At 73.4% G+C, this 9,349-nt stretch carries 5 protein-coding genes; 2 read left to right on the top strand and 3 right to left on the bottom strand.

Translation table 11 applies throughout. The features are described 5' to 3' along the window. Positions 1-332 precede the first annotated feature (332 nt). On the bottom strand, positions 333-3,980 hold the full coding sequence (locus JOF41_RS38475) for an FkbM family methyltransferase (RefSeq protein WP_189224581.1): 3,648 nt from the start codon (positions 3,978-3,980) through the stop codon (positions 333-335). A gap of 59 nt (positions 3,981-4,039) precedes the next feature. Beyond that, the gene (glnA, locus tag JOF41_RS36000) at positions 4,040-5,383 is read right to left on the bottom strand and encodes a type I glutamate--ammonia ligase (RefSeq protein ID WP_189224580.1); all 1,344 of its coding nucleotides are present in this window, start codon (positions 5,381-5,383) and stop codon (positions 4,040-4,042) included. Positions 5,384-5,481: 98 nt separating this feature from the next. Here glnA and JOF41_RS35995 point away from each other — a divergent pair, with 98 nt between their 5' ends. After that, positions 5,482-6,126, top strand: a complete 645-nt coding sequence (locus JOF41_RS35995) for an LppX_LprAFG lipoprotein (protein WP_189224579.1) — start codon at positions 5,482-5,484, stop codon at positions 6,124-6,126. Beyond that, the gene (locus JOF41_RS35990) at positions 6,123-7,643 is read left to right on the top strand and encodes an MFS transporter (protein WP_209623958.1); all 1,521 of its coding nucleotides are present in this window, start codon (positions 6,123-6,125) and stop codon (positions 7,641-7,643) included. Before JOF41_RS35995 ends, JOF41_RS35990 begins: the two co-directional genes overlap by 4 nt. Here the strand turns inward: JOF41_RS35990 and JOF41_RS35985 are convergent. Next, a complete protein-coding gene (locus JOF41_RS35985) occupies positions 7,618-9,333 on the bottom strand; it encodes an NAD+ synthase (RefSeq protein ID WP_209623957.1) in 1,716 nt (571 codons plus the stop codon). The genes JOF41_RS35990 and JOF41_RS35985 overlap by 26 nt on opposite strands. Positions 9,334-9,349: the final 16 nt, after the last annotated feature.

Raw genomic sequence — 9,349 nt, 5'->3', positions numbered from 1 at the left:
GCGTTCCGCGTCTTACCGCGGTTCATTCCGGGGCTTGTGTTGAAAGCTTAGCTCGTTCGTTTTCGCCTTGTCAAATCGGCCGTTCCGACCTCTTCGGCTCAGCGGGAAACTCGCTTCGCATTCAGTTTTGCTTGTGTCCAGAAGCTATCCGAGCGGTATTTCGCGTGTCAAATCCGGTCTGTTTCCAGGTCCGGGGCGCACGAAGCCCGCTTGTTCAGTTCTGGTTGGTTTGACGCCGAACTACTCTACCCGGCCCGCTTCGCGGTGTCAACCGCTCGTTCCGGGGGTGTCGCTGGCGACTTGGAGAAAGTTACTCGTGACCTTCAGCCAAGTCAAATCGCCTGGTCAGCGGGGTGGCGGAGGGGCACGGACACCTGCGGGCCGGGGGTCTTGGCCTGGATCGGACGCGGGCGCAGCCACAGGGTGGTGCTGCGCATCCCCTCCATCGCCGCCACGATCTGCTCCGGCGACGCGGGCTCGCGGGTGGCCACCGGCACCAGGTCGTAGCCCCAGACGCGGAACTCCTTGAGCACCGTCACCGGGTCGTCGCCGAAGCCCTCGGTCGCCGAGGCGGAGAACTCCAGCAGCACGTGCGGCCGGTCCCGGCGCAGCAGCCGCACCAGCCCGGCCAGCGCGCGGTGGCCGCGACCGGGCGCGTCGACCCGCACCACGGACAGCTTCATGCCCTGCAGCGCGGGCATGTCCTCCAGCTCCTTGTCCAGCCGCGTCGAGCGCACCCGCAGCACGCCCTCCGGCGCGTCGTCGGGCACCGGCGCGACGGACACGCCGCCGGTCAGCGCGGGCTGCGCCACCAGCTCGCCCGCGCTCTCCCAGGCCGCGGCGTCGACCAGCACCAGCCGCTCGGCGATCCGCTCGGGCAGGTTGACGCCGACGTTGTGCCGCAGCAGCTCGCGCGCGGCGGGCGAGGGCTCGACCGCCACGACCGCGCCGCTGGTGCCGAGCCTGCTCAGCATCCGCACCGCGTGGTAGCCCACGTAGGCGCCGATGTCGACGAAGATCCCCTCCGGGTCCACCAGGGAGTCGACCAGCTCCGACAGCTCCGGCTCCCACACCCCGTTGCTGGACAGCAGCGGCAGCATGAAGGCGTCGTCGGAGGGCAGCCGCAGCAGGCCCACGTCGGTGAGCACCAGGGAGCTGCGCACGTCGGGCGCGGAGTCGGAGTGCCGCTCGTGCTCGCGCACCACCACGCGGCGCAGCGCGTCGGCGGTCAGCTGGGCCTGGTTGGCGGCGCGCAGGCCCGCGTCCAGCCTGCTGTCGCGCTCCCGCAGCACGTCGACGACCTTGGACTCCAGCGAGTCGATCCGGTCCAGGGTGCGCTCCAGCGCGACCGCGAGCTTGTCGATCCGCTGGGCCAGCGCGTCGCCCTGCTTGGCGCGCTTGGCCGCCTCGGCGACCAACGCGTCCTCGATCTCGCGCAGCCGCTTGCCCTGCCCGGCCATGTCCGCGCGGACCCGCACCACGCCGTCGTCCAGGCCGAGCACCTGGTCGGCCAGCTGGCCCTGGCGCTCGGCGTGGTGCTCGACCTCGTTGCGCAGCACCTCCAGCTCACCAAGGCCGATGCCGGTGCTCAGCTCGTCCTGCCTGGTGACCAGGTCGGCGACGGTGCGCTCGACCCCGTCGACCAGGGTGCCGAGCACGTCGCGCATGTGGTTGTCGTAGTGGTCCAGCACGCGCAGGACCACCTTGCGCAGCTGGGGAGCCATCGGGATGCGGCTGGCCACGCCCACGTCGGGCTCGCGCAGCAGCGCGTGCTTGGCGGAGTGCAGCGCCTTCATCGGGTCGGCGGGCGGCGTGGGCTTGGCCGCGGCGCGGCGCGCGCGCCAACCCCGGTAGGCGTGCTCGACGCGCTCGCGCAGCAGCTCCCCGACCTTGGCCACCGACCGCGTGGCGCGCAGGTGCTCCCGGCCCTTGGCGCCGATCGCCACCGCCGTGCCCAGGTCGTCGACCAGCGCGCGGAGCAGCTTCACCGCGGCCTGCACGTCCGGTTCGACGCCCTGGCGGCACGGCACGAACACCACCGAGGACTTGTCGAACAGCTCGGCCACCGCGCCGTGGTCGGAGGTCAGCACCGGAATGCCCGCGGCGACCACGCCCGCCAGGCGCAGCGCGACCCGGTCGCACGCGCCGCCGCGGTGCAGCGAGATCACGCAGTCGACCGGTCGGAAGTCCTCGGCCAGCTCGACGCGCGGGTCGGCGGCGGTGGCCAGGCGCAGCCGCTCGGCGGCCTCGGGGTGCTCGGCCGCGCCGGTCACGGTGATCCGCAGCCGCACGTCCGCGCGGTCGGGGAAGGCGGCCAGGAACGCCGAGACCGCGCCGAGGACGTTGCCCTCGCGGTCCGCGGCGTGGTCGGCGAACGCCCCGAAGATCACCCCTTCGTGGTCCTCCGGGAGGGCGATCTCGGCTTCCGGCACCGGCAGCGGGAGCACCCGCACGACCGGTCCGCCGGGGCGCTCGGCGGCGGCGCGGGTGGCGTCGGAGGGCACCCACACCTCGGTGGCCTCACGCGCGGGGCCGCCGCCGTCGACCACGAAGTCGACCAGGAACCGGTCGGCGGGCACCGGCTCGGCGGAGTCCACCCGCAGCACGACCGGGTAGCCGACGCCGTCGGCGGTGGGCAGTCCGGACGCGCGGGCGGCGGCCCGCAGCAGGTCGGCCACCTCGCCCTCGCCGAGCACGGACACGCCGAGCTGGTCCAGCAGCGCCGGGGCCTCGGCGCACGGGCCGGGCACCGCGGGCACGGGCAGCCTGCCGCCCGCCACGGCCACCGTCGCGCACCAGTCGCGGAACGCGGCGCTGTCCGCGCCGAACGGGTCGGGGAACTGGGCGCGCAGCGCCTCGTCCGAGCGCCACAGGGCGGCCGCCCAGCGGGTGCTGCCCGGCAGCTTGGGGGCGGGCTCGCAGGCCCAGGCCAAGAAGCCTGCGCCGCGGTCCGGGCCGAACGCGGGCGGCGGCACGTGCGGCTGCTCGCCCTGCGCCGGGGCCGCGCCGAACGCGCCCCACGAGGACTGGTCGCGGGCCGCGGCGCGGTAGTCGGCGCGCAGCTCGTCCGGGATCGGGGTGCCGTCGGCGAGCCTGCCGAAGCCGTAGGGCACCGGCTGGGGGGTGTGCCCGCAGCGGACCAGCTCGGCCCGGTAGGCGGTGCACAGCTCGGCCAGCAGCGGGTGCTCCGACAGCAGCACCCTGGGCCGGTCGGCGAACCGGGCCGACAGCAGCCACGGCCGCTGCGGGTCGAACCCCGCGAAGTGCACCGTGCGCAGCGGCTCGCCCAGCACGGTCAGCGTGCCGTCCTCCAGCCGGTGCAGGGCGCGCTGGCCCGCGTTCCACGCCGACAGGCCGACCGTGGCGTCCCGCAGCACGTGCAGGCTGACCAGCGCCGGGGCCATGTCCAGCACGGCCTTGGTGGCGTCCGGGGTGCGCCGCAGCTGCTCGCCCAGGGTGCGCAGGAACGGCTCCGCGCCGGGCGCGACGGCCAGGAAACCGGGGTCGAACACGCCGGTGCGCAGCAGCTCCGACGGGGTGGGGCGCAGGCCGTCGTCGGGCAGCGGGCGCAGCGAGCGGGGCAGCAGCACCAGCGGCCCGCGCCGGGTGGCGTCCAGCACCGGCTCGGTCAGCGAGCCCAGCACCTGCACCCACGGGTCCAGGTAGAGCACCGGCAGGCCCTGGCCCAGCAGCTGCTCCAGCAGCTTGGGCCGCAGCACGTCGCACAGCTGCTCGGCGGTGCAGCCGGTGGCCAGCACGGCCAGCTCCTCCTCGCCGACGCCCAGGTCGGCGGGGGTGACCAGGCCCGGCCCGGAGTTCTCCGGCGCGGCGTCGACCACCAGGGCGAGGAACCGCGCCTCCGGGTGGTGGGCCAGGAAGGAGCTGGAGAGCACCTTCACGGCGGGCAGCTCGGCGGCGGTGGCCACCGTGCAGCCGATGAGGGCGGGACGGGTCTCCGGGTTCGCGGGCACCTCGGTCACGGTCTGCAAACCTAGCTTTTCGGAGTGCTCGGTGTGGACCACGCGCACGGTTCGTCGACTCACAGGACCGGCAGCAGCGTGCGCAGCTCGTAGGGCGTGACGCTGCGGCGGTAGGCGTCCCACTCCGTGCGCTTGTTGCGCAGGAAGAAGTCGTAGACGTGCTCGCCGAGCACCTCGGGCAGCAGCTCGGAGTTCTCCATCTCGGTCAGCGCCTCCCCCAGGTTCTGCGGCAGGTTGTCGTACCCGGCCGCGCGGCGTTCGCGGTCGGTCAGCGACCACACGTCGTCCTCGGCGGCGGGCGGCAGCTCGTAGCCCTTCTCCACGCCCTTCAGGCCCGCGGCCAGGATCACCGCGAACGCCAGGTACGGGTTGCACGCCGAGTCCAGCGTGCGGATCTCCACCCGGCGCGAGGAGGACTTGCCCGGCGAGTACATCGGCACCCGCACCAGCGCCGAGCGGTTGGCGTGGCCCCAGCACACCGCGGTGGGCGCCTCGCCGCCGACGATCAGCCGCTTGTAGGAGTTGACCCACTGGTTGGTCACGCCGGAGATCTCCCGCGCGTGCTTGAGCAGGCCCGCGACGAACGCCTTGCCGATGTCGGAGAGCTGGTAGGGGTCCTCCGCGTCGTAGAAGGCGTTGCGGTCGCCCTCGAACAGGCTCACGTGCGTGTGCATCCCCGAGCCGGGCTGGTCGGTGAACGGCTTGGGCATGAACGAGGCGCGCACCCCCTGGGTGATCGCGACCTCCTTGATCAGGTACCGGAAGGTCATCACGTTGTCGGCCATGGTCAGCGCGTCGGCGTAGCGCAGGTCGATCTCCTGCTGGCCGGGCGCGCCCTCGTGGTGGCTGAACTCCACCGAGATGCCCATCGCCTCCAGCGACTCGATGGCCAGCCTGCGGAAGTGCGTGGCCATCTCGTGGCTGGTCTGGTCGAAGAAACCGCCGTTGTCCGCCGGGATCGGCTCGCTCCCGTCCGCGGGCAGCCCCTTGAGCAGGAAGAACTCCATCTCCGGGTGCACGTAGCAGGTGAACCCGGCCTCGCTGGCCCTGGCCAGGGTGCGGCGCAGCACGTGGCGCGGGTCGGCCCACGACGGGGAGCCGTCGGGCATCGCGATGTCGCAGAACATGCGCGCGGAGTAGTGGTTCTGGTCGGGGGTGCGCCACGGCAGCACCTGGAAGGTCGCCGGGTCGGGGCGGGCGACCATGTCCGACTCGTAGACGCGGGAGAAGCCCTCGATGGCCGAGCCGTCGAAGCCGATGCCCTCGTTGAAGGCGCCTTCGAGCTCGGCGGGGGCCACCGCCACGGACTTCAGGAAGCCCAGGACGTCGGTGAACCAGAGCCGGACGAACCGGATGTCGCGTTCCTCGAGGGTGCGGAGCACGAACTCCTGCTGGCGGTTCATGGGTCGCAGCCTAGGGAAGACCGGTGGACAACGTGTGGCCGACTCGCCCTTGACCTGTTCGCCGCTCCCGCGCGGGCCCGCCGTCCTAGGATCGCCGCATGTCCCCACGCGGTGCCCTGATCGGGTCGCTCCTGCTCGCGCTGGCCGCGGGTTGCTCCTCGTCGTCGCAGGACCTGCCCGCCGGGCCGGAGGTGCTGGAGAAGTCCTCCACCGCGATGCGCTCGGTGACCAGCACGCACTTCCGCATCAAGGTCGAGGGCGAGCTGCCCGACGTGGCGGTCAAGGACGCCGAGGGCGACCTGGACGCCCAGGGCCGGTCCGAGGGGCGGGCCAAGGTCGAGCAGTTCGGCCAGCTCATCGAGGTGGAGTACGTGCTGGTCGACTCGGACCTGTACTTCAAGGGGCCCACCGGCGGGTTCACCAAGCTGCCCGCCGCGCTGGCGGGCCAGGTCTACGACCCCACCGCGATCCTGGACCCCGAGCGCGGCGTGGCCAAGGTGCTGGCCAGCGCGAAGGACGCCAGGACGGTCAGCGCCGAGGACGGGGTGAACGTGGTCGAGGCCACCGTTCCGCGTGATGTCGTGGCGGGCCTGGTGCCGGGGATCGACGCCGACGTGGCGTCACGCTTCTCGGTGAAGGACGACAAGCTCTCGGGTGCTGTTTTCACGCTGCCGAGTGGTGCGAAGGTCGCCATCGACCTGGCCGAGTTCAACAAGCCCGTCGACGTGGCGCCGCCCGCGTGAGCTCCCGTCGCCTGGCGATCGGCGCGGGCGCCGTCGCGGTGCTGCTCGGGGCGCTGGACGCCTACGTGGTGGTCGGCGTGCTCATCGACATGGTGCGCGACCTGGGCATCCCGGTGAACCACCTGGAGCGCGCCACCCCCGTGGTGACCGGCTACCTGCTCGGCTACGTGGCCGGGATGCCGCTGCTGGGGCAGCTGTCGGACCGGTTCGGGCGGCGCTGGGTGCTGCACCTGTGCCTGCTCGGCTTCGCCGCCGGGTCGGCGGTGACCGCCCTGGCGGGCGACCTGCCGCTGCTGGTGGCCGGGCGGGTGGTGCAGGGCGTGGCGGGCGGCGCGCTGCTGCCGGTGACCATGGCGCTGGTGGCCGACCTGTGGGACCCGCGACGGCGGGCCGGGGCGCTGGGCGTGGTCGGCGCGGCCCAGGAGCTGGGCAGCGTGCTGGGCACGCTGTACGGCGTCGGGGTGGCGGCGCTGTTCAACGCCTGGTCGGTGTTCGAGTCGCTGGAGCCGCAGAGCTGGCGGTGGGTGTTCTGGGTGAACCTGCCGCTGGCCGCGGTCGCCGCGGCGGTGGTGCAGGCGACCGTGCCCGGCGGCGGCGGGCGGCGGGTGCGGATCGACTACCCCGGCGGGGCGCTGCTGGCGCTGGCGCTGGGACTGCTGGTGGTGGGCCTGTACAACCCCGACCCGGAGCACGCCGTGCTGCCGCCGTGGGGGTGGCCGGTGCTGGCCGCGTCGGCGCTGGCGTTCGCCGGGTTCGTGGTGTGGGAGCGGCGGGCGCAGGTGCGGCTGCTGGACACCTCCGGCGTGGCGATGCGGCCGTTCCTGGCCTCGCTGGGGGTGTCGCTGGCGGCGGGCGCGGCGCTGATGGTGACGCTGGTGGACGTGGAGCTGTTCGCGCAGGCGCTGCTCGGGCACGACTCCGCGGCGGCGGCGCGGATGCTGACCCGGTTCCTGGTCGCGCTGCCCGTCGGGGCCGTGCTGGGCGGGTGGGTCGCCGCCCGCTGGGGCGACCGGTGGATCACCGCCGGGGGCCTGGCCGTCGCGGCGGGCGCGTACCTGCTGATCGCCCGGTGGCCCGCCGACGTGGCGGCCTCCGTGGTGGACCGCGACCTGGCGGTGGCCGGGTTCGGCCTGGGGCTGGTCATCGCGCCGGTGTCCGCGGCCGTGCTGCGGGTGGTGCCCGCCGAGCAGCACGGCGTGGCCTCGGCGGCCGTGGTGGTGGCGCGGATGACCGGGATGCTGGTCGGCGTGGCCGGGCTGTCCGCGTGGGGCCTGCACCGGTTCCGGGAGCTGACCGCCGACCTGGCCACGCCGCTGCCGTTCGGGGTCTCCCCGGAGGAGTTCCAGCGGCAGGCGGCGGCCTACCGGGAGGCGCTGTCCGCCGCGCTGCTGACCGAGTACCACGAGATCTTCCTGATCACCGCGGTGATCTGCGGTCTCGGCGCGGCGGCAGCGCTGCTGCTGCCCGGCCGGGTCGGCCTCCCCCCGCAGGTCAGCCCTCGCGCCACCCGCTCGTGATCGGCAGGCGGCGGTCCCGGCCGAACGCCTTGAAGGTGATCTTCGTGCCCGGCGGGTACTGGCGCCGCTTGTACTCGGCCCGGTCGACCATCCGCAGCACCTTGTCCACCAGCTCGTGGGTGAAGCCCATGGCGATCAGGTCCCGATAGCCCTTGTCGCCCTCGACGTAGTCGTCGAGCACCGAGTCCAGCAGCTCGTAGTCGGGCAGCGAGTCGGTGTCCACCTGACCCGGCCGCAGCTCCGCCGACGGCGGCTTGGTGATCGAGTTTTCCGGGATCGGCGGCAGCTCGCCCAGCTTCTCCGCCTCCGCGTTGCGCCACCGCGCCAGGTCCCACACCAGGGTCTTGAGCACGTCCTTGATCGGCGCGAACCCGCCGACCGCGTCGCCGTAGATGGTGGAGTAGCCCACCGCCAGCTCGGTCTTGTTGCCGGTGGCCAGCACCAGGTGGCCGTGCTGGTTGGACAGCCCCATCAGGGTCACGCCGCGGCAGCGGGCCTGCACGTTCTCCTCGGCCAGACCGGTCAGCCCCAGCTGGTCGACGAACACCCCCACCATGTCCGCGATCGGCTGCACCGAGTAGTGCAGGCCGGTGCGCTGCGCCAGGTCGGCGGCGTCGGACTTGGAGTGCTCCGACGAGTAGTTCGACGGCATCGACACGCCGTGCACGGCGTCCGCGCCCAGCGCGTCCACCGCCAGCGCCGCGACCACCGCCGAGTCGATACCGCCGGACAGGCCCAGCACCACCGAGCGGAAACCGTTCTTGTGCACGTAGTCGCGCAGGCCCGTGACCAGCGCGTACCACACCTCGGCCTCGTCGGGCAGCGGCTCGGCGGGCTGCGGGACGGGCAGCGGCTCGTAGCGCGGCAGCGGCCGCTCCGACAGCGTCCGGCGGTGCACGGTGAACTCGCCGACCACGCCCTCGGCGCGCGCCGCGCCACCGGGCAGGTCCAGGTCCAGCACCACCAGGTGCTCCACGAACTGCGGCGCGCGGGTCACCAGCGCGCCGTCCGCGGTCACCACCATCGAGTCGCCGTCGAAGACCAGCTCGTCCTGGCCGCCGATGAGGTTGACGTAGGCCAGCGGGGCCTTCGCCTCGGCCGCCCGCCGGGTCACCAGCGCCAGCCGGGCGTCGTCCTTCTTGCGCTCGTAGGGCGAGGCGTTGGGCGAGACCACCAGGTCGACGCCCGCCTCGCCGAGCGCGGCGATCGGGCCGCCGTCCTGCCACAGGTCCTCGCAGATCACCATGCCGACCTCGACGCCGTGCACGCGCACGACGTCCAGCGAGTCACCGGAGGCGAAGTAGCGGCGCTCGTCGAACACGCCGTAGTTGGGCAGGTGGTGCTTGAACTGCCGGGCCACGACCTGCCCGCCGTGCAGCACCGCCGCCGCGTTGCGCACCCCGCCCGCGTCGCGGTCGAGGTAGCCGACGAACACCGCGATGTCGCCGCAGCCCTCCTCGGCCAAGCGCGCGGCCAGCCCGTCGAGCGCCTCCTTGGACGCCTGCGCGAACGACTCGCGCAGCGCCAGGTCCTCGACCGGGTAACCGGTGAGCACCATCTCGGGGAACACGGCCAGGTGCGCCCCGGCCTCGACGGCCTTGCGGGTCCACCGCACGACGAGATCAGCGTTGCCGGCCAGGTCGCCGACACAGGCGTTGACCTGGGCAAGGGCGAGTCGGAGCTGAGGCATGCGGCCATCTTCTCCC

The sequence above is a fragment of the Saccharothrix coeruleofusca genome, from assembly GCF_017876325.1.
GTDB lineage: Bacteria > Actinomycetota > Actinomycetes > Mycobacteriales > Pseudonocardiaceae > Actinosynnema > Actinosynnema coeruleofuscum.
The sequence above is the reverse complement of the archived record's forward strand: the minus strand, read 5'-3'. Positions and strand labels throughout refer to the sequence as shown.

What these genes read in the sequence shown, in the direction of transcription:
- JOF41_RS35985 (WP_209623957.1), bottom strand. Translation starts at nt 9,333, where the DNA reads ATGCCTCAGCTCCGACTCGCCCTTGCCCAGGTCAACGCCTGTGTCGGC.
- JOF41_RS35995 (WP_189224579.1), top strand. Translation starts at nt 5,482, where the DNA reads ATGTCCCCACGCGGTGCCCTGATCGGGTCGCTCCTGCTCGCGCTGGCC.
- glnA (WP_189224580.1), bottom strand. Translation starts at nt 5,383, where the DNA reads ATGAACCGCCAGCAGGAGTTCGTGCTCCGCACCCTCGAGGAACGCGAC.